The sequence below is a fragment of the Streptomyces sp. NPDC002817 genome (assembly GCF_053592055.1).
Window position 1 is genome coordinate 44,313 of sequence record NZ_JBSFUY010000034.1, and the last position, 18,591, is coordinate 62,903.

Below are 18,591 nucleotides of genomic sequence, written 5' to 3' on the forward strand. Positions count from 1 at the left end.
ACCGAGCGTCCCAGCCACCGAGCGTCCCAGCCCTCAGGCCGCCGGTGCGCCCGTCGGTGACAGTGCCGCCAGCTGTTCGGCGAACGGGACCACCTCGAAGCGGTCCCTGGCCCTGGCCGACGTGACCGCCGTGACCGACGTGGCCGGCTTGGCCTCCGGACGGCCCTCGGGCAGCAGCGCCGCCAGCTCTCCCGCCGCCCGCTCGATCCGCCCGTCCAGCCCTTCCGCGCCCCAGTCCTCCGAGGCGGCGTACACCCCGGTCGGCACGACGACGGCCCGCAGGTAGGAGAAGAGCGGCCGCAGCGCGTGGTCCAGCACCAGGGAGTGCCGCGCGCTGCCTCCGGTCGCCGCGACCAGCACCGGCTTCCCGACCAGCGCGTCCTTGTCGAGGACGTCGAAGAACGACTTGAAGAGTCCGCTGTACGACGCCGAGAACACCGGCGTGACGACGATCAGTGCGTCCGCCCCGGCCACGGCGTCCTGCGCGGCGGCGAGAGCGCGCCCGGGAAACCCGCTGGTGAGGTGGTGGGCGATCTCCACGGCGAGGTCACGGACCTCGACGACCTGTACCTCCGCCGGAGCGAGCTGCTTCACGGCCGCCGCCAGCCGGTCGGCCAGCAGTCGCGTGGAGGACGGCACGCTCAGTCCCGCAGAGACGACGACGAGCTTCATACGGCGGTCTCCTTCTTCACTTCGGCGAGCAGCGACGCGTGGGTCGGCGCCTCGGGGACATCCTTCGCGCGGCCCTTCGCGAACTCCTCGCGCAGCACTGGAACGACCTCCTCGCCCAGCATGTCGATCTGCTCCAGGACGGTCTTCAGCGGCAGCCCGGCGTGGTCCACCAGGAACAGCTGGCGCTGGTAGTCGCCGGCGTACTCGCGGAAGCTCAGCGTCTTCTCGATGACCTGCTCCGGGGAGCCCACGGTCAGCGGGGTCTGGTCGGTGAAGTCCTCCAGGGACGGCCCGTGTCCGTAGACCGGCGCGACGTCGAAGTAGGGCCGGAACTCGCGGATCGCGTCCTGGGAGTTCTTCCGCATGAAGATCTGCCCGCCGAGTCCCACGATCGCCTGCTCGGGCGTGCCGTGGCCGTAGTGCGCGTACCGGCTCCGGTACAGCTCGACCATCCGCTTGGTGTGGTCGGCCGGCCAGAAGATGTTGTTGTGGAAGAACCCGTCGCCGTAGTAGGCGGCCTGCTCGGCGATCTCGGGCGAGCGGATGGAGCCGTGCCAGACGAAGGGCGGTACGCCGTCCAGGGGGCGGGGTGTGGAGGTGAAGCCCTGGAGCGGTGTGCGGAACTTCCCCTCCCAGTTCACGACGTCCTCGCGCCACAGGCGGCGCAGCAGGGCGTAGTTCTCGATGGCGAGGCTGATCCCGTCGCGGATGTCCTTGCCGAACCACGGATAGACGGGACCGGTGTTGCCGCGGCCCATCATCAGGTCCACCCGGCCGTCGGCCAGGTGCTGGAGCATCGCGAAGTCCTCGGCGATCTTCACCGGGTCGTTCGTGGTGATGAGGGTGGTGGAGGTCGAGAGGATGAGCCTCTCGGTCTGCGCGGCGACGTAGCCGAGCATCGTGGTCGGTGACGAGGGCACGAACGGCGGGTTGTGGTGCTCGCCGGTCGCGAAGACGTCGAGCCCGACCTCCTCGGCCTTCAGCGCGATGGCGACCATGGCCTTGATGCGCTCGCGTTCGGTCGGCGTCCGGCCCGTGGTGGGGTCCGGCGTGACATCGCCGACGCTGAAGATCCCGAACTGCATGGTCGCTCACCCTCCAGGTTGTTGACCGTTCAACTATACCGCTGAACGGCCACCCCCGCCCCGTTATTCCACTTGACCCACTCACCCTCCCGGTCCCATATTCATCTGCGTGACGCAGATATTGCACGACACAGATGAAGAGCGAGGGAAACCGACCCTCCCCGCCCGCACCCGCTGGGCGATCCTCGCCGTGATCCTCGCCGCGGACGTCCTCGACCTCCTCGACGCCACGATCACCAACATCGCCGCCCCGACGATCACCGCGGACCTCGGCGGCGGCCCCGGCCTCGTCCAGTGGCTCGGCGCCTCCTACGCACTCGCCCTCGGCGTACTGCTCGTCCCCGGCGGACGGCTCGGCGACAGATACGGCCGCCGCCGGCTCTTCCTGCTCGGGCTCGCCGGGTTCGTGGTGGCCTCACTGGCCTGCGGGCTCGCTCCCGACCCGACGACGCTGGTCGTCGCCCGGCTCGCCCAGGGCGCCTTCGGGGCCCTCGTCATCCCGCAGGGCTTCGGCATCCTCGGCGCCACCTGGCCCCGCGACCAGATCGGAAAGGCGTTCAGCCTGTTCGGGCCCGCGATGGGCCTGTCCGCGGTCGGCGGCCCGATCCTCGCCGGGTTCCTCGTCGACGCCGACGTCCTGGGCCTCGGCTGGCGCCCCATGTTCCTGATCAACCTGCTGCTCGGCGGCGCCGCCCTGTTCGCCGCCGCCCGCCTGCTGCCGCACGACTCAGGCGACCGGACCGTGTCCGTCGACGTCCGCGGCGCCGTGCTGCTCACCGGCGCGCTGCTCGGCCTGCTGGGCGGGCTGATCGACGGCTCGACGAGAGGCTGGACCAGTCGGCCACTGATCCTCCTGGCCATCGGCCTCGCCCTCTTCGCCGCCTTCTGCCACCGCCAGCGCACCGCCCCCCACCCACTCATCGAACCGACCCTGCTCCACAACCGCGGCTTCGCCGCGGGCCTGACCCTCGGCATCGTCGCCTTCGCCGCGACCGCCGGCCTCCTCTACGTCCTCTCCCTCTTCCTGCAACAGGGCCTCGGCCGCTCCCCCACCGGCACCGCGCTCGCCCTGATCCCCCTGACCATCGGCATCGTCATCGCCTCGATCGCCTGCCACGGCCTGATCCACACCCACGGCCGCCGCCTCATCCACGCCGGCCTCCTGACCCTCATCGCAGGCTGCGCCTGGCTGACCCTGCTGATCCACAACTCCGGCACCCACACCGGAACCTGGTCACTCGTCCCACCCCTGCTGATCCTCGGCATCGGCATGGGCACCTGCTTCGGCACGGTCTACGACATCACGATCGGCGACATCGCCCCGGCGGAGGCGGGCAGCGCGAGCGGCTCGCTCAACGCCGTACAGCAACTGGCCAACGCGATCGGAGCGGCAGCGGTGACCACGGTCTACTTCCGGACAACCGGCGACACGACCCACGCCACGACGGTCAGCCTCATCACGGTCACCGCCGCCCTCACTCTGTGCCTGCCGCTCGTAGGCCTGCTGCCGCGCAAGGCCCGCCCCTGAAGGGAAGGCGGGCCCAGCCGCCTTCCCCTTCAGGGGCGCGGGGAACTGCGCGACAAGCCACAGGCAACCCGCACCCGCCACACAACAGCCCCCACCACCCCACTAGACGCCCGGCACCAGAACAAGCCTCCCCCGCACCCCACCCTCGGCGAGCCGCGCATGCGCCTTCACCGCCTCCTCCAACGGAAACGTCTCCGCCACCCGCAACGTCAGCACCCCCTCCTCGACCAGTCCGACCAGCTCACCGAGCCGCGCCCCATCCGCACTCACCTCGACGGCGGTGGTCCGCACCCCCCGCACCGACGCCGGCTGAGCCTGCGGAATGACCCCGACGTACACGCCCCCGTCCCGCACCCACTCCAGCGCCGCCTCCCCGAGCACCGCCGCATCCAGCACGACATCGAACGCCCCCGCATCGACCGCACCGGACGTGAAGTCCGCGGCGCCCAGGGACCGTACGAGCTCCTCGTCCCCCTCCCGCGCGAGCCCGGTCACCGAAATCCCCCGCTGGGAGGCGAGTTGGATGACGAACCCCCCGACCGCACCCGCCGCACCGGTCACCAGCAGGGACTGCCCCTCCGTCAACTCCGCGAGATCCAGGGCCTGTACGGCGGTCAGCGCGTTCAGCGGCAGCGTCGCCGCGTGTACGACGTCGACCGTCCTCGGCGCCCGGGCCACCGCGTCCGTGTCCAGGACGACGTACTCGGCGTGCGCGCCCAGCGGCGCGACCATGCCGTAGTCGAGCCCGACCACCTGATCCCCCACGCTCCACGCACTCGCGACCCCGACGGCGTCCACCGTCCCGGCGACATCCCACCCGAGCCCGATCTGCTTGCCCGCGCCTCCGAAGACGCCCTGCCGCACCCCCGCGTCCACCGGGTTCAGCGTGGCCGCCGCCACCTTGATCCGTATCTGTCGCGCGGCGGGCTCGGGCACCTCGGTCTCCACGACCTCCACGGCCTCGGGCCCACCGAACGCGTTCACCACAACAGCACGCATGCCAAGTCTCCTGGTTTTATTGGCGTTTGTGGGGATCACCCGCTTGCAGGCCTTGCCGGGGATCCCCTTTCACTGCCAACGACCCTAGGAAGAGTTACTATCTATTCGTAAGTAGTTACCTGGAAGTGCGTAAGCACCCCGGAGGTGAGCCATGCCGACCATGACCGCGGCCCAGCGGCGCGAGCAGGCCCGTGTCGAGTACGACGCGTTCATCCGCGGCTGCCCCACCAACCAGCTGCTGGACCGCCTCAGCGACAAGTGGGTCAGCCTCGTCGTCTCGGCTCTCTCCACCGGCCCGATGCGCTACAGCGACCTCACCCGCAAGATCGCCGGCGTCAGCCCCAAGATGCTCACGCAGACCCTGCGCGCACTGGAACGCGACGGCATCCTCGTCCGCACGGTCACCCCGTCCGTCCCGGTCCGCGTCGACTACGAACTCACGCCGCTCGGCCACAGCCTGGCCGTACTCCTGACCGCGGTGAAGGCCTGGGCGGAGACCCACATCGACGAGGTCCACCAGGCCCGCGAGCACTACGACACCACGGACTGACCGACCGACTGGCCGTCCGTCCGGCCGGCCGGCTAGACGTCGCCGGAGCGCAGCCGCTCGACCTGCTCGGCGCTGAACCGCGTCGTACGCCTCATGTGCTCGATGATCAGGGCGAGTTGGGCATCACCGAGGTCGTCGAAGAGCGCGTTGTACCCGCCCCCCAGCCGGTCCCACACCCGCGTCAGCTCCGCGAGCCTCTCCGGCACGGTGGCCACCAGCACCCGCCGCCGGTCCGCCACGTCCCGCTCCCGCACCGCGTACCCGGCCCGCTCCAGCCGGTCCACCAGCCGCGTGGCCGACCCGGTGGTCAGCCCCGTCAGCTCGGCGACCCGCCCGGTGGTCACGGGCCCCCCTTCGAGGGCCAGCAGATTCAGGCACTGCAGATCGGTCGGATGCAACCCCAGATGATCGGCGAAGGCCTGATTGAAGAGAGCGTAAGCGGCCATGTACCGCCGAGAAACAGTCCCCAGCTCCTCGAGCAACCGCGCCCGCGCCGCCCCACCCTCCACCTGCACCATGCGGAGATCGTACGACGCGGCCGATGGACGGGGAGAGAGGCCGATCATCCCTCCAGCCGCCCACCCACTCACCCGCGGTCAGAAGTAGTACGTGTCGCCCGTGTCCAGGACCAGGACACGCTGGCGGTCGTTCAGGTGGTTCCGGTCCACCACACCGCCGCTCCACACCGTGTCGATCTCCAGCAGGGCCTCGGACGGCTCGCCCCTCAGGCGCAGCCGCAAGCCGATCTGGTTGCCCAGCCCGTCCGCGGCCAGCGCGCCGACCCGGCACAGCACCACCCTCACGCCCGACCGTGCGCACCCGTCCGGCAGCAGCTGTCGGTTCGCCAGCGGTGCCGACCAGCGCAGCCGCACCGTCGCGTCGGGCACCGCCGACGGCCCGTGATTCCGCGGCGTGAACCGCACCTCGACCTGGCCCGCCGCCATGGAGACGGCACCGTGATAGGCCAGATCGGCCTCGGGTTCACCGGGAAATGCCCCCGCGCCCGCGAAAGCCCCCGGCGCCACCCCGCAAACCGCCAGCGCGGCCGCGACGCACACAGCAACAACCCGCATACCGGCACTCCTCACTCCAGCGTGGCCATACCGTCGGATGTATCCCACGCGGAGTGGGCGACAGGCGCCCTCCAACAGGTGACTGGACCCATATGGCCAGGTGACGTGGACCCATATGGCAGGCTGCCCGGCATGCTCGTCCTGCGCTCGGCCGCCCTCTTCGTCGTCGCGGCCCTCTTCGAGATCGGCGGTGCGTGGCTGGTCTGGCAGGGCGTACGGGAGCACCGCGGCTGGCTGTGGATGACCGGCGGCGTGCTGGCCCTCGGCGCCTACGGTTTCGTCGCCACCTTCCAGCCCGACGCCCACTTCGGCCGCATCCTCGCCGCGTACGGCGGGATCTTCGTCGCCGGTTCGATCCTGTGGGGCGCCGTCGCGGACGGCTACCGACCCGACCGATGGGACGTCACGGGCGCGCTGGTCTGCCTCGCGGGCATGGCGGTGATCATGTGGGCACCGCGGGGAAACTGAACGCCGGCCGCCTCACCCGGCGTCTTCGCGTCACCCGGCCTCTTCGGGCAGCAGCCCCAGCTGCCCCAGGAACTCCATCTGGTCGAAGTAGAGCCGGTAACTGACGATCCGGCCGTCCCGCACGGTCGCGAGGTCCACCCCGCGGATCCTGATCTCCTTCTGCGTCGCGGGGAGGTACTCCCCGGAGGGCAGCAGAATCGGGCCGGTGTTCCGCCCGCTGAAGACCCCTTCGTCGATGGCCGTGTCGTCGACCTCACAGGCGTACAGCGTCTCGAACGTCGCATCCGGCACCGCGTCCGTCATCTGCCGCCAGTACTCGACGATGTTGTCCCGACCGTGAATCTCGCCCTCGTCCGGCGTGTACGCGACCGCGTCCTCCGCGTACAGCTCCCCGATCGCCTTGATGTCCGGATGCGCCGTCAGCGCCTCGGTGAGCCGATCCATGACCTCTCGCGCTTCACCCATGATCCACCTCCACTACCAGAGGACCACCCACCTCGATTTTCCCACGCCCCGAGCAAACCGGACCGCCGACCGAAACCGGCCCTCTGGCCGAGCCCGGACCGCTGCCCGAGATCGGACCCCCAGCCCACACCGGCACCCGGCCGGCACCGGACCGCTGGCTGAGATCAGAAACCGCTCCCCCGCCCACCCGCCTATCCTGGCGGCAGCCGTTCGTACGCACGCCCGAGGAGCAGCCCATGGCCACCGCCGCACCGTCCGCCGCCTCCCGCATCGCCGTCGTCACCGGTGCGAGCAGCGGAATCGGCGCCGCCACGGCCCGACAGCTCGCCGCCGCGGGCTACCGCGTCGTCCTGACCGCCCGCCGCAAGGACCGCATCGAGGCCCTGGAGGCGGAGATCAACGCGTCCGGCGGCCAGGCGACGGCGTACCAGCTGGACGTCACCGACCGCGCCGCGGTCGACGAGTTCGCGTCGGCGTTCCGGACGATCGGCGTCCTGGTCAACAACGCCGGCGGCGCGCTCGGCGCCGACCCGGTCGCGACCGGCGACCCGGCCGACTGGCGTTCGATGTACGAGACGAACGTCCTCGGCACCCTGAACGTCACCCAGGCCCTCCTCCCCAAGCTGGTCACGAGCGGCGACGGCACGGTGGTCGTCGTCTCCTCCACCGCCGGCCACGGCACCTACGAGGGCGGCGCCGGTTACGTCGCCGCCAAGCACGGCGCCCACGTCCTCGCCGAGACCCTCCGTCTGGAGATCGTCGGCCAGCCGGTCCGCGTCATCGAGATCGCGCCCGGCATGGTGAAGACGGACGAGTTCGCCGTGACCCGCTTCGGCGGCGACAAGGAGAAGGCGGAGAAGGTCTACGAGGGTGTCGCCGAGCCCCTGACGGCCGACGACGTCGCGGAGACGATCACCTGGGCCGTCACCCGCCCCCACCACGTCAACGTCGACCTCCTCGTCCTGCGCCCCCGCGCGCAGGCGTCGAACACGAAGGTCCACAGGGAGCTGTAGATGCCCGACAAGGAGGACGAGGCGGAGTCGGACCGCCGACACCTCGCGCTGGAGAAGAAGCGCGAACGGTTCGTCTGGTACTACCTCGCGTACTTCCTCTTCGGCATCCACATCGTGGCCTTCGTGATGATCTACGCCGTGACACACGCGCCGAAGTAGTCAGCGGAGCCGGAGCACGCCGTAAGACCGGGTGCTCCCGAACACTGCCGTGACCGGGAGCACTTAGAGCCGCTGAGGGGTCCTGTCCAAGCCGTCCCCCCTCCAGCACCCGACTGCTTCAATGAAGGGTTACGCAGGCGGATTCCGCGCCACCACCGCGAGACACCCGCCGCGGCGAACGAACGGGGGCACGCGCATGGCCATCCCCACTCCCGGACAACCACCACCCGGCCCAGCCCCGCCACTCCGCCCCCTGACACCCCGACACCCCACCGTCACGCCCGTCCCCTCCCTCCCGCTCATCGAGCACCACGCAGGACCGCCCGGCGGCCACGCCACCCGTTACCTCTCCGCCGCGCCCTACGTCGACCGGGCCTTCCGCGACGCCGTAATCGACGAACTCGTCGAACATCGCCACCGGGTACCCGCTCCCTCCCCCGGCGTCGACCTCGTCCGTGTCCTGCACGAATGCCTGCGGGCCCGCCGCATCGCCGCACTCTCCGGCTGCGTGTACCTCTTCACCCTCTTCTTCGGCGGCCTCACGAACAGAACGTCGACACTCCTCGCCCTCGCCACCCTCGCCGCGCTCCGCGTCCTCGGCATCGGCCGCACAGCCCGCGACGTTCCCCTCCCCGACGCGGCGAGCCGCACCCGCCTCACCCTGTGGAACGCCCTCATCTGGCTGCTGCGCGTCATCGTCGTCGCCGCGCTGGCCACCGGCGTATCCCTGCTGTGGTGGAAGGGCTTCTCTCTCTACGACGACACCCAGACCGGCAAGGCCGACACCCCCCTCGCCGCCATCCTCAAGTTCCTGCGCGCCGAAGAACCCTCCGCGCGCGTCTACGCACTCATCCTCGCCGTCTTCTTCATGACCGGCGTCGTCTGGCGGTTCCGCCTGTTGTCTCTGCTCGGCAACCGCACGGGCCCCCTGTCCGGCACCGGCCCCAGCCCGGACACCGACAACCCCTGGCTGCAACGCATCTACGACACCCTGCACCACCAGCGGACCGGCCCCGAACTCCTCTACCGCGACCACGTCCCCGTAGTGGGCCTCGGCGTCCTTCACGAGGAAGTCGCCTGGACGATGGCCTTCGAACTGCGCCCCGCAACCAACGACACCGGCACCCAGCGGGTCCCCACCCCGGTGACCGTCGCCCACCTCCACCAGGCGATCGCCGACGACGTCCGCGCTCTGGCCGCTGGCCGCGAATACCCCAGGGACACCTTGCACGGCCTGCGCGTCACCGACCGTGTCTTCCGCCCCGGCATCCGCCTCGGACCCACCCGGGACTGGCTCGGCGGCATGTCCCTGTCCGACCCGTACACCCCCGGAGCCGCCGTCCTCGACCGTCGCTGGGCCGACGCCCTCGACCTGTGCGGCCACGAACGACTGCGCCACTTCCTGGCCATCCGTATCGGCGCCTGGCAGGAGGAGATCGCCGTCACCGTGCTGATCCGCGTCAACACCCAGGGCCAGCTGCTGTACGTGGACTGGCAGCCGTACGTCCTCTTGCCGATCAAGCGCCGTTACCACGTCGTGGACACTTTCGACGCGGCATCACCCCTGATCGACGGCGTCCAAGTAATGACCGGAACGATCGTCGGTGCAGGCCACGACCTCACCGCGGCCTGCGCCGAGATCGGCACCACCCTCGCCTCTCTGCGCCGTGTCCTGCGCGCCCGCCTGCGCTACTGGCGCCTCACGCGCCGTGGATACGCCGTCAACCACGCCCCCGCCCTCAGCGTGCGCGAACGGGGCGCGGCGGACAGCTTCCAGAACGACTTCCAGCTCGACGACGTGAAGCGGTTCCTCCGCACGGTCGAAAAGCGCGTACAGAGCGCACTGGCACGAGAACTGAAGGCCCGCGGGTATGACGTGAGCGCCCTGGAGGAACAGGCCCGCTCGATCACCAACAACAACATCAACTACGGCATCCAGGCCCAAGGCACCCGCGTGAACGCCCACCAGCACAACACACCTGCCGGCCGCGGCGGCCGCCCCAACCCGCCGTCGCCCCCGCCGACCCCAGGCGGACACTGACCGCGGCCACCCCAACCGAAGGGAAACCCATGCCGACCGACCCAGCCCAGTACCCCCCGATCCCGCCCGGGGGAGTCAGCAACAGCAACCTCAACTGGGGCGTCCAGGCCCACGGCCACCACGTCACCGCTTCTCAGACCAACACATACGGCCAACAGCCCACCCAGGAACTGGCACCCGCCCAAGCCGCGTTCACCGAAGCGATCGAGGCACTGCGCACCGAACTCGCCTCTCTCCGCACCCAGTTCCCGCATACGATCCCGCTGGGAGAGGCCGAGTACGCGGACACGATCCTCGCCGAACTGGAAGCAGACGCCACCGCACCCGAACTTCGCCCCCACGCACTTCGGCGCGGCATCGACGCCACGACATCGGCACTGGGATCCATTGGCCAACTCGCCGCAGGAGTAGCAGCATTGAGGGCAGCGTACGAAGGCTTCCTCCCGCTGTTCTGATGCCAGATCCCAGACGGCCCCATAGGGTGCCACCCTGTGGACAGACACGTACCCTTCGACAAGCTGCACAACTTCCGCGACCTAGGTGGCTACGCAGTGCCCGACGGTCGCCGGATCCGCCCGGGCCGCCTGTACCGCGCGGACTCGCTCGGCAAGCTGGCCGCCGGTACGGAGGACTGGACGCGCTTCCTCTCCCTGGGCATCCGCACGGTGATCGACCTGCGCTACGACTGGGAGATCGAGGCCAGGGGCCGCATCCCGCGAGACGACTCCTTCTCCTACCACCACCTCAGCATCGAGCACCGCCCCTACAACCAGGCGGCGTTGGGCCCCGACACCGACCCCGGCCCCTACCTCGCCGAACGCTTCATGGAAGTCGCCGAGGACGGCACGGAGGAAATCCGCCAGGCCCTGGAACTGGTGGCGGAATCAGCGCAGTCCGACACCCCCCTGGCCTTCCACTGCGCATCGGGCAAGGACCGCACGGGCGAACTGGCAGCCCTGATCCTCTCCTTGCTCGGCGTCGACGAGCGAACGATCGTCGAGGACTTCAGCCTCACGGAACTGGCGACCTCGGCCCTGCTGGCGGACTGGCGGGCGAGGAACGAGGGCAGATCCCCGACCTGGCCGGGCTTCGCCCGCGCCCCCGAGTCGGTGATGCGCCTGTTCCTGCAAGCCCTGAACGCGCGCTACGGCTCGGTGGAGGGCTACGTCACGAAGGCCCTGGGCCTGGACGCCGAAGCCCTCTCCGCAAAGCTCCGCGAAAACCTCCTGGAACCGGCCCCGACGACCTGGCCACCCCTCACCTACCGAAGGGCGACCCCGGCGGACGCAAAAACCCTGGTCCACCTCCGCGACTCCCTCTCCCTCTGGATGCTGGCCAGAGGAATCGACCAGTGGAAACCCCGGGAAAAGACCGAGGCCCACTTCCTCACCCGCATGCAAGAGGGCGAAGTCTGGCTGGCCCACACGGGCGACACCCTGGCCGGCGCCTACGAACTCTGGTGGACCGACGAAGCGGCCTGGGGCCCCCGCCCCTCCGACGCCGGCTACATCCACCGCCTGATGACAACCCCCCACACGGCCCCGCCCAACACCGGCCGCCAACTCCTGGCCCACGCGGAATCCCGCATCCGCAAGGCAGGCCTCCCCTACGCCCGCCTGGACTGCCTGTCCACCAACCCCCGCCTCCGCACGTACTACGAGTCCGCGGGCTACACAGTGGTCGGCGAACAGCCCACAAAAGACGGCGGATCGGGCAGCCCGTACGCGGTGACCCTGCTGGAGAAGTCACTGCGGTGACACGGCGAAGGGCCCGAGCCACAACGGCTCGGGCCCCTGCGTCAGCCCTTCACGCAGACGACCTGCTTCAGCTTCGCCACGACCTCCACCAGGTCCCGCTGCTGATCGATGACCTGCTCGATCGGCTTGTAGGCACCCGGGATCTCGTCCACGACGCCGGAGTCCTTGCGGCACTCCACGCCCCGCGTCTGCTCCTCCAGGTCCTTCGTCGAGAAGCGCCGCTTCGCCGCGTTGCGGCTCATACGGCGACCGGCGCCGTGCGACGCCGAGTTGAAGGACAGCGGGTTGCCGAGGCCCTTCACGATGTACGAGCCCGTGCCCATCGAGCCTGGGATGATGCCGTACTCCCCGGCCCGGGCGCTGATCGCTCCCTTGCGGGTGACGAGCAGGTCCATGCCGTCGTAGCGCTCGACGTTCACGTAGTTGTGATGGCAGCTGACCTCAGGCTCGAAGGCCGGCTTCGCCTTCTTGAACTCCTTGCGGATCACGTTCTTGAAGAGCGCCATCATGATGGTGCGGTTGTACTTCGCGTACTCCTGCGCCCAGAACAGGTCGCTGCGGTACGCCGCCATCTGCGGAGTGTCCGCCACGAAGACCGCTAGGTCACGGTCGACCAGACCGTGGTTGTGCGGAAGCTTCTGTGCAATTCCGATGTGGTACTCGGCGAGTTCCTTGCCGATGTTGCGCGAACCGGAGTGCAGCATCAGCCACACCGATCCAGAATCACAAACATTCACTTCTGCAAAGTGATTCCCCCCGCCAAGCGTGCCCATCTGCTTCCCGGCCCGTTCGCGGCGGAACTTCACCGCCTCCGCGATCCCGTCGAACCGCCCCCAGAAGTCCTCCCAGGGAGCCATGGAGAAGCCATGCAGCCGCGTCGGGTTCACCGGATCGTCATGCATCGAGAAGCCGACCGGAATCGCCTCCTCGATCTTCGACCGCAACCGAGACAGATCCCCCGGCAGATCATTCGCCGTCAGAGACGTCTTGACCGCCGACATCCCGCACCCGATGTCCACCCCCACCGCCGCAGGACAGACAGCCCCCTGCATGGCGATGACCGACCCGACGGTCGCGCCCTTCCCGTAATGCACGTCCGGCATCACGGCCAGTCCCTTGATCCACGGCAGTGTCGCGACGTTGCGCAGCTGCTGGAGCGCCACGTCCTCGACCGACGCCGGGTCGGCCCACATACGGATCGGTACCTTCGCGCCCGGCATCTCCACGTACGACATATCGTCCTCATTCCCCCGGAATTTTGTGAAAGTCTCAAATCGCAAAACCGGCGCCAAGATCAACGAATGGGACAACGGACCGGCGTCCACGGCTGTGCGTGCGATACACATGGTGCCCAGGGGTCACCCCTGCCCGGCAAGCGAATAAGCAGCGGGAACACGCACACAGCGAGAGGAGCCGACCGTGCAGCGGAAGGCCTATGTACCCGGCGTCGCGGCGCTCCTCGTGGCGTTGCTGGCCGGCTGCACCAGCGGCTCGGACGACGGCGGCACCACGGACGACGCCAATCCCGGCGACGCCGGCACCGCGTCGGCCGCCGCCGAGCCCGGCCGCTACCGCACTCTCCCGGAGCCCTGCGGCGCGGCCGGACAGAGCACGCTCGACGCGCTCCTGCCCGGCATCCAGCAGATCACGGACGAGGCGCAGCGCGAGAAGGCGTACGAGGGGGAGCCGTCGGTCACGTTCGACACGGACCGCAAGGTCGGCTGCCGTTGGAAGGTGGAGTCGGCGGACGCGACGGACCGGCTGCTCGTCGATCTGGAGCGGGTGGTGTCGTACGACAACGCGGTGAGCGACGACAGTCAGGCGGAGGCGCTGTTCGCGAAGAAGCAGGAGGCCGCCGACCTCCCGGAGCCCACGGACTCCGAGTCGAGCACGTCCGATGTGAGTACCGAGAGCGCCACCCCGAGTTCGCCCTCTTCTTCCCCTTCTTCCTCTTCTTCCTCTTCCTCCAGCACCTCTCCGAGCGCCACTCCGACCGATCTGCAGCCCCGTCTGCTCGACGATCTCGGTGACGAGGCGTTCCTGGACGACGCGCTCAGCAGCTCGGGTTCGACGGCTCAGCAGCGCACGGTGACTGTGGCGTTCCGCACGTCCAACGTGATCGTGACGATCGTGTACGAGGAGCAGCCGGCGACGGTCGGCGTGGTGCCGGACAGTGAGGAAATGCAGGACAGGGCAAGGGAGCTGGCCTCTCAGCTGGCGGACGCGCTGGCGGGTTGAGGGCCGTTCGGGCGCCTCGGCAAAGCAGGTGAACCAGAGCCGCACAGCTGCCTCACCGCGTACCGTGGCCCCTCGGACCCGAGCCGACCGCAGGAGCACGAGCAGCGTCATGAGTGAAGGAACCATGCAGCGAGCAGCACAGCGAGACCAGGGTGAGCACCGAGTGGGGCGCCTGAGCCGGGTACTTCTCGGCGCGGCGGCAGTCCCGGTGATGCTGGTGGCGGCCGGCTGTTCCTCGGACTCCGGCTCGGACGACGCCGGTGGCAAGGACTCCGGTGCCAGTGCCTCCGCGTCCGTGAGCGCGTCGCCGACGGTGCAGGCGGCGACGTACGCCTCGCTCCCCGACCCGTGCGACACCCTGTCCAAGGGCACGTTGAGCGATCTCGTACCGAAGGCACCGAAGTCCGGCAAGCAGGGCAAGTCGGATGATGTGGCGACACGGGGCAGTTGCTCCTGGTCGAGCCTCGACAACAACGGCGTCAAGGGCTCCCAGTTCCGCTGGCTGAACGTCTCGTTGCTCCGTTTCGACTCGGACGTCACGCGCGGCGAGGGCGACAAGCTGGCGCAGGAGTACTTCGACAAGCAGGTCCAGGACGCGCAGTCGGTGGACGGCGCGAAGAACGCCAAGACGGCGCCGGTCACCGGTACGGGCGAGGCGGCGACGCTGGTGACGTACGACCTGAAGAAGAAGGAAGGCTCCTTCAAGCAGCAGACGCTGGTCACGCGCGTCGAGAACGTCGTCGTCACCGTCGACTACAACGGTGCGGGTCTGGCGGGCGAGAAGACGCCGAGCGCGGACAGCCTCGCCAAGCTGGTGAAGAAGGCGGCCAAGGAGGCGGTGGCCGCGGTGGCGAAGGCGAACTCTGGTGGCGGCACGGGTACGGGGGGCGCGGCGAGTCCGTCTCCGTCCGAGTCGGCGTCGAAGTCCGCCTCCAAGTCCCCCTCGACGTCTACGTCGAAGTCCGCATCTCCGTCCAAGTCGACTGCGAAGAAGAGCTGAACAGGGGCTGACGGTCCCTACCGGCCACCCGTGCGCCGCACACATGTGCCACTCTGTTGCGCGCAACAACACGCAAGGGGAGGGGATTACGGGTGGCCGCACCAGTGCAGTTGACCCGGACGCACCGCGTTCTCATCGGCGTCGTCGTGTTCGGCGCCGTGATCATCGCCGGTATCGGCTTCGCGGGGTCGTACGCGGCCGTCCGTGAACTCGCCCTCCAAAAGGGCTTCGGGAACTTCAGTTACGTCTTCCCCATCGGCATCGACGCGGGCATCTGCGTCCTGCTGGCCCTGGATCTCCTCCTGACGTGGATCCGCATCCCGTTCCCGCTGCTGCGTCAGACGGCGTGGCTCCTGACAGCGGCGACGATCGCCTTCAACGGCGCGGCCGCCTGGCCGGACCCGCTCGGCGTCGGCATGCACGCGGTGATCCCGATCCTGTTCGTGGTCTCGGTCGAGGCCGCCCGGCACGCGATCGGCCGCATCGCGGACATCACGGCCGACAAGCACATGGAGGGTGTCCGCCTCACGCGCTGGCTCCTCTCCCCGCTGCCGACGTTCCTCCTGTGGCGCCGCATGAAGCTCTGGGAGCTGCGCTCCTACGAACAGGTCATCAAGCTGGAGCAGGAGCGCCTGGTCTACCAGGCGAGGCTGCGGTCCCGCTTCGGCCGTGCCTGGCGGCGGAAGGCTCCGGTGGAGTCCCTGATGCCGCTGAGGCTCGCGCGGTACGGGGTCCCGCTGGCGGAGACGGCTCCGGCGGGCCTGGCGGCGGCGGGCATCGAGCCCGCGCTGCTCCCCCCGGCCCCGGTTCCGATGCCGGCACCGCAGGTGGAGGCGCCGGTGCAGCAGCGGGCTGTGGAGGCGGCGCCCGTCCCGCAGCAGGCGGTGGCTCCCGCCGAGGAGCAGTACGAGCAGGTGCCGGAGGAGAGCCCCTGGTTCGCTCCGCCCCAGCAGATCGAGTACCAGGGCGACTACGACCCGGCGTACGACCCGGACCAGTACGCCCAGTGGTACGCGGAGCAGGAGCAGGAGCAGGCCGAGCAGTACCAGCAACAGCGGCAGCCGGTCCACGAGGAGCCCTCTTCGGAGGAGACCGGCAGCTTCCCCATCCCGGTGGGCCCCAGCCGCACGCGGGAACTCGGTGAGGGCGGCGGCAGTCCCGAGCCGGACGAGGAGTCGTACTACCAGGTCTTCAAGAAGTCGATAAGCGGCAGCGGCTACCCGACCCCGCGTGAGTTCAGCGAGAACGTCGAGGCCGAGTTCAGCCTCATGCTCCCGCCGGACGAGTCCAAGCGCATGGTCAACCGCTTCACGAACCGCTACAACGCGGAACTGGAAGAGGACCACATCGCGTAACCACGATCGCGTACGACGATGGGGGCGCCCGGTGGTTCACCGGGCGCCCCCATCGTCGTAGAACCGGCCTTTACGCGCCGAGCAGGGTCCGCACCCGCTCCTGGCCCACGGCCAGCAGCAGCGTGGGCAGCCGCGGACCGGTGTCACGGCCCACCAGCAGGTGGTAGAGCAGCGCGAAGAAGGTCCGCTGTGCGGTCTTGATCTCCGCCGGCAACTCCTTGGGCGTCGCGTCCGCGGAGAAACCGGCCTGCACCTTGGGCACGCCGTAGACGAGGTGGGTCAGCCCGTCGAGCGACCAGTGCTCGGCGAGCCCGTCGGCCAGCAGTCGCAGGGACTCCGCGGAAGCCTCGTCGAGGGACTTCAGGAGTTCGACGTCCGGCTCGTCCCGCACGATGGTCCGCTGGTCGGCGGGAACGTGCGTGTTGATCCAGGCCTCGGCCTTGTCGTACCGCGGCCGGGCCTCGTCCAGCGAGCCCAGCGGGTTCGAGGGGTCGAGCTCGGACAGGATCCGCAGCGCCTGGTCCGCGTGCCCGGCGGTGATGTCCGCGACGGACGCGAGGGTCCGGTACGGCAGCGGCCGCGCGGTGCGGGGCAGCTCGCCGCCGGCCGTGCGCACCGCACGCGCGTGTGCGGCGATGTCGGCCGGGAGGGCGGAGCCGTCCGCGACCTTGGCGTCCAGCTTGTCCCACTCGTCGTAGAGCCGCTGGATCTCCTGGTCGAAGGCGATCTTGAAGGACTGGTTGGGGCGGCGCCGGGCGTAGAGCCAGCGCAGCAGCTGCGGCTCCATGATCTGGAGCGCGTCCCCGGGCGTGGGCACGCCGCCCTTGGACGACGACATCTTCGCCATCCCGGAGATCCCCACGAAGGCGTACATGGGCCCGATGGGCTGCTTCCCGCCGAAGATCCCGACGATCTGCCCGCCGACCTGGAAGGAGGATCCCGGAGACGAGTGGTCGACACCGCTCGGCTCGAAGACGACACCCTCGTACGCCCACCGCATCGGCCAGTCGACCTTCCAGACCAGCTTGCCGCGGTTGAACTCGTTGAGCCGCACGGTCTCGGAGAAGCCGCAGACGTCGCAGGTGTACGTCAGCTCGGTGCTGTCGTCGTCGTACGCCGTGACGGTCGTCAGGTCCTTCGCGCAGTTGCCGCAGTACGGCTTGTACGGGAAGTACCCGGCGCTGCCGGAGGAGCCGTCGTCCTCGTCCGCGGCGCCGGACCCCTCCGCGGCCTCCAGCTCGGCCTCGTCGAGGGGCTTCTGCTGCTTCTTCGGGGGCGCCTTCTTGGTCCGGTACTGGTCGAGGATCGCGTCGATGTCACCGCGGTGCTTCATGGCGTGCAGGATCTGCTCGCGGTACACCCCGGAGGTGTACTGCGCGGTCTGGCTGATCCCGTCGAACTCGACCCCGAGCTCGCCGAGCGCCTCGACCATGGCGGCCTTGAAGTGCTCGGCCCAGTTCGGGTACGCGGATCCCTTCGGCGCGGGCACGGAGGTCAGCGGCTTGCCGATGTGCTCGGCCCAGGAGTCGTCGACGCCCGCGATGCCGGCCGGCACCTTGCGGTAACGGTCGTAGTCGTCCCAGGAGATGAGGTGCCGGACCTGGAGCCCCCGGCGCCGGATCTCGTCGGCGACCAGGTGCGGGGTCATGACCTCGCGCAGGTTCCCGAGGTGGATCGGCCCGGAGGGGGACAGTCCGGACGCGACGACGACCGGTTTGCCCGGGGCCCGACGCTCCGACTCCTCGATGACCTCATCCGCGAAACGGGAGACCCAGTCGGTGGTCTCGGTGCTCTGAGCCACGGGGCACGTCCTTCTTTCTCTCCTGAAGCAGCCGGTACGGTCTACGGCTGGCGCTGCCATTCTCCCAGTTCGGTCGGCAACAAGGAAAACGCCTTATCAGGGACCAACCCGGGGCCGCGGGCGATGGGCGGCGCAGCCGCCTTTCGGGGGCGCGGGACCGTATCGATGCGCGACTCCGCCGCGTGGGCGCGACCAGCCCTCGACAGGCGGCGCAGCCGCCTTTCAGGGGCGCGGGACCGTATCGATGCGCGACTCCGCCGCGTGGGCGCGACCAGCCCTCGACAGGCGGCACAGCCGCCTTTCAGGGGCGCGGGACCGTATCGATGCGCGACTCCGCCGCGTGGGCGCGACCAGCCCTCGACAGGCGGCACAGCCGCCTTTCAGGGG

At 69.6% G+C, this 18,591-nt stretch carries 19 protein-coding genes; 11 read left to right on the top strand and 8 right to left on the bottom strand.

The annotated features are described in order from the left end of the window. Positions 1–33: 33 nt before the first annotated feature. The gene (locus ACWD3I_RS40230; RefSeq protein ID WP_365393938.1) at positions 34–672 is read right to left on the bottom strand and encodes a CE1759 family FMN reductase; all 639 of its coding nucleotides are present in this window, start codon (positions 670–672) and stop codon (positions 34–36) included. After that, complete coding sequence (locus tag ACWD3I_RS40235; protein ID WP_365393937.1) at positions 669–1,757, bottom strand: LLM class flavin-dependent oxidoreductase; 1,089 nt, start codon at positions 1,755–1,757, stop codon at positions 669–671. The genes ACWD3I_RS40230 and ACWD3I_RS40235 overlap by 4 nt, the downstream gene beginning before the upstream one ends. 109 nt (positions 1,758–1,866) lie before the next feature. Here ACWD3I_RS40235 and ACWD3I_RS40240 point away from each other — a divergent pair, with 109 nt between their 5' ends. Next, positions 1,867–3,285 (top strand): MFS transporter, encoded by a 1,419-nt coding sequence (locus ACWD3I_RS40240; RefSeq protein WP_365393936.1) that lies wholly within the window; start codon positions 1,867–1,869, stop codon positions 3,283–3,285. A 102-nt stretch (positions 3,286–3,387) separates the two neighbouring features. Here the strand turns inward: ACWD3I_RS40240 and ACWD3I_RS40245 are convergent, their stop codons facing one another. Then, positions 3,388–4,284: an NADP-dependent oxidoreductase gene (locus tag ACWD3I_RS40245; protein WP_365393935.1), complete on the bottom strand. Its 897-nt coding sequence runs from the start codon at positions 4,282–4,284 to the stop codon at positions 3,388–3,390. A 151-nt stretch (positions 4,285–4,435) separates the two neighbouring features. Between ACWD3I_RS40245 and ACWD3I_RS40250 the strand changes: the two genes are divergently transcribed. Next, positions 4,436–4,834 carry a winged helix-turn-helix transcriptional regulator gene (locus ACWD3I_RS40250; RefSeq protein ID WP_365393934.1) on the top strand — a complete coding sequence of 133 codons (399 nt, stop codon included), beginning with the start codon at positions 4,436–4,438 and terminating at the stop codon, positions 4,832–4,834. A 32-nt stretch (positions 4,835–4,866) separates the two neighbouring features. On the opposite strand, the gene ACWD3I_RS40255 is transcribed toward ACWD3I_RS40250, so the two are convergent. Both ACWD3I_RS40255 and ACWD3I_RS40260 read right to left on the bottom strand, forming a co-directional pair. Further along, positions 4,867–5,352, bottom strand: coding sequence for a MarR family winged helix-turn-helix transcriptional regulator (locus ACWD3I_RS40255; protein WP_365393933.1), 486 nt, complete (start codon positions 5,350–5,352; stop codon positions 4,867–4,869). A 78-nt stretch (positions 5,353–5,430) separates the two neighbouring features. Continuing rightward, positions 5,431–5,907: a hypothetical protein gene (locus ACWD3I_RS40260; RefSeq protein ID WP_365393932.1), complete on the bottom strand. Its 477-nt coding sequence runs from the start codon at positions 5,905–5,907 to the stop codon at positions 5,431–5,433. A 132-nt stretch (positions 5,908–6,039) separates the two neighbouring features. On the opposite strand from ACWD3I_RS40260, the gene ACWD3I_RS40265 reads away from it, so the two are divergent. After that, positions 6,040–6,375 carry a YnfA family protein gene (locus ACWD3I_RS40265; RefSeq protein ID WP_361547159.1) on the top strand — a complete coding sequence of 112 codons (336 nt, stop codon included), beginning with the start codon at positions 6,040–6,042 and terminating at the stop codon, positions 6,373–6,375. A gap of 30 nt (positions 6,376–6,405) precedes the next feature. Here the strand turns inward: ACWD3I_RS40265 and ACWD3I_RS40270 are convergent, their stop codons facing one another. Then, positions 6,406–6,840: an ester cyclase gene (locus ACWD3I_RS40270; protein ID WP_365393931.1), complete on the bottom strand. Its 435-nt coding sequence runs from the start codon at positions 6,838–6,840 to the stop codon at positions 6,406–6,408. Between the two features lie 236 nt (positions 6,841–7,076). On the opposite strand from ACWD3I_RS40270, the gene ACWD3I_RS40275 reads away from it, so the two are divergent. From ACWD3I_RS40275 to ACWD3I_RS40295, 5 genes are all read left to right on the top strand, one after another. Next, positions 7,077–7,853: an SDR family NAD(P)-dependent oxidoreductase gene (locus ACWD3I_RS40275; RefSeq protein WP_365393930.1), complete on the top strand. Its 777-nt coding sequence runs from the start codon at positions 7,077–7,079 to the stop codon at positions 7,851–7,853. Further along, complete coding sequence (locus tag ACWD3I_RS40280; RefSeq protein ID WP_365393929.1) at positions 7,854–8,012, top strand: hypothetical protein; 159 nt, start codon at positions 7,854–7,856, stop codon at positions 8,010–8,012. It begins immediately after the preceding gene. Positions 8,013–8,208: 196 nt separating this feature from the next. Next, the gene (locus tag ACWD3I_RS40285) at positions 8,209–10,053 is read left to right on the top strand and encodes a hypothetical protein (protein WP_365393928.1); all 1,845 of its coding nucleotides are present in this window, start codon (positions 8,209–8,211) and stop codon (positions 10,051–10,053) included. A 29-nt stretch (positions 10,054–10,082) separates the two neighbouring features. After that, positions 10,083–10,508, top strand: coding sequence for a DUF5955 family protein (locus tag ACWD3I_RS40290; protein WP_365393927.1), 426 nt, complete (start codon positions 10,083–10,085; stop codon positions 10,506–10,508). A 36-nt stretch (positions 10,509–10,544) separates the two neighbouring features. Then, a complete protein-coding gene (locus tag ACWD3I_RS40295) occupies positions 10,545–11,810 on the top strand; it encodes a GNAT family N-acetyltransferase (RefSeq protein WP_365393926.1) in 1,266 nt (421 codons plus the stop codon). A 41-nt stretch (positions 11,811–11,851) separates the two neighbouring features. Here the strand turns inward: ACWD3I_RS40295 and ACWD3I_RS40300 are convergent, their stop codons facing one another. Further along, entirely contained in the window at positions 11,852–13,045 is a 1,194-nt protein-coding gene (locus ACWD3I_RS40300; protein ID WP_365394076.1) for an RtcB family protein, read from the bottom strand. Positions 13,046–13,229: 184 nt separating this feature from the next. Between ACWD3I_RS40300 and ACWD3I_RS40305 the strand changes: the two genes are divergently transcribed. From ACWD3I_RS40305 to ACWD3I_RS40315, 3 genes are all read left to right on the top strand, one after another. Next, positions 13,230–14,048, top strand: a complete 819-nt coding sequence (locus ACWD3I_RS40305) for a DUF3558 domain-containing protein (protein ID WP_365393925.1) — start codon at positions 13,230–13,232, stop codon at positions 14,046–14,048. A 124-nt stretch (positions 14,049–14,172) separates the two neighbouring features. Then, on the top strand, positions 14,173–15,048 hold the full coding sequence (locus ACWD3I_RS40310) for a DUF3558 family protein (protein ID WP_365393924.1): 876 nt from the start codon (positions 14,173–14,175) through the stop codon (positions 15,046–15,048). A 92-nt stretch (positions 15,049–15,140) separates the two neighbouring features. After that, on the top strand, positions 15,141–16,403 hold the full coding sequence (locus tag ACWD3I_RS40315; protein WP_365393923.1) for a DUF2637 domain-containing protein: 1,263 nt from the start codon (positions 15,141–15,143) through the stop codon (positions 16,401–16,403). A gap of 70 nt (positions 16,404–16,473) precedes the next feature. Here ACWD3I_RS40315 and lysS read toward each other — a convergent pair whose 3' ends face one another. Then, positions 16,474–18,264 (bottom strand): lysine--tRNA ligase, encoded by a 1,791-nt coding sequence (gene lysS / locus ACWD3I_RS40320; protein WP_365393922.1) that lies wholly within the window; start codon positions 18,262–18,264, stop codon positions 16,474–16,476. Between the last annotated feature and the right edge of the window lie 327 nt (positions 18,265–18,591).